Source organism: Streptococcus mitis (genome assembly GCF_946190155.1).
Taxonomy (GTDB): domain Bacteria; phylum Bacillota; class Bacilli; order Lactobacillales; family Streptococcaceae; genus Streptococcus; species Streptococcus mitis_CL.
On record NZ_CAMHZL010000020.1, the window covers coordinates 1 to 631 of the forward strand.

The 631-nt window shown below is 49.3% G+C and carries 7 tRNA genes; all 7 read right to left on the reverse strand.

Going from position 1 to position 631, the window contains the following annotated elements:
- Window position 1: 1 nt before the first annotated feature.
- The 7 genes from N8O80_RS09480 to N8O80_RS09510 all read right to left on the reverse strand — a co-directional run bounded on the left by N8O80_RS09480 (window position 2) and on the right by N8O80_RS09510 (window position 613).
- Window positions 2-75: transfer RNA gene (locus N8O80_RS09480), tRNA-Pro, on the reverse strand.
- A 15-nt stretch (window positions 76-90) separates the two neighbouring features.
- Window positions 91-164 (reverse strand) — tRNA-Arg (locus tag N8O80_RS09485).
- A gap of 11 nt (window positions 165-175) precedes the next feature.
- Window positions 176-261, reverse strand: a tRNA-Leu gene (locus N8O80_RS09490).
- Between the two features lie 7 nt (window positions 262-268).
- Window positions 269-340 (reverse strand) — tRNA-Gly (locus N8O80_RS09495).
- A 22-nt stretch (window positions 341-362) separates the two neighbouring features.
- Window positions 363-435, reverse strand: a tRNA-Thr gene (locus N8O80_RS09500).
- An 18-nt stretch (window positions 436-453) separates the two neighbouring features.
- A tRNA-Leu gene (locus N8O80_RS09505) sits at window positions 454-535 on the reverse strand.
- A gap of 5 nt (window positions 536-540) precedes the next feature.
- Window positions 541-613 (reverse strand) — tRNA-Lys (locus N8O80_RS09510).
- Between the last annotated feature and the right edge of the window lie 18 nt (window positions 614-631).

Here is a 631-nt window from a genome sequence, read left to right on the forward strand (position 1 = left end):
ATCGGGAAGACAGGATTCGAACCTGCGACACCTTGGTCCCAAACCAAGTACTCTACCAAGCTGAGCTACTTCCCGAGTTAAATAGAAAAATGCACCCTAGAGGAGTCGAACCTCTAACCGCCTGATTCGTAGTCAGGTACTCTATCCAGTTGAGCTAAGGGTGCTCATTAGTTTATGCCGAGGACCGGAATCGAACCGGTACGATCGTTACCAATCGCAGGATTTTAAGTCCTGTGCGTCTGCCAGTTCCGCCACCCCGGCCTCTCTAAGCGAACGACGGGATTCGAACCCGCGACCCCCACCTTGGCAAGGTGGTGTTCTACCACTGAACTACGTTCGCACTGTTTTCTTCTATCTAAAAATGCCGGCTACATGACTTGAACACGCGACCCTCTGATTACAAATCAGATGCTCTACCAACTGAGCTAAGCCGGCTCATTTATTATATCTTAATGCGGGTTAAGGGACTTGAACCCCCACGCCGTTAAGCGCCAGATCCTAAATCTGGTGCGTCTGCCAATTCCGCCAAACCCGCATATATGACCCGTACTGGGCTCGAACCAGTGACCCATTGATTAAAAGTCAATTGCTCTACCAACTGAGCTAACGAGTCTAAAATAACTTACGTTAT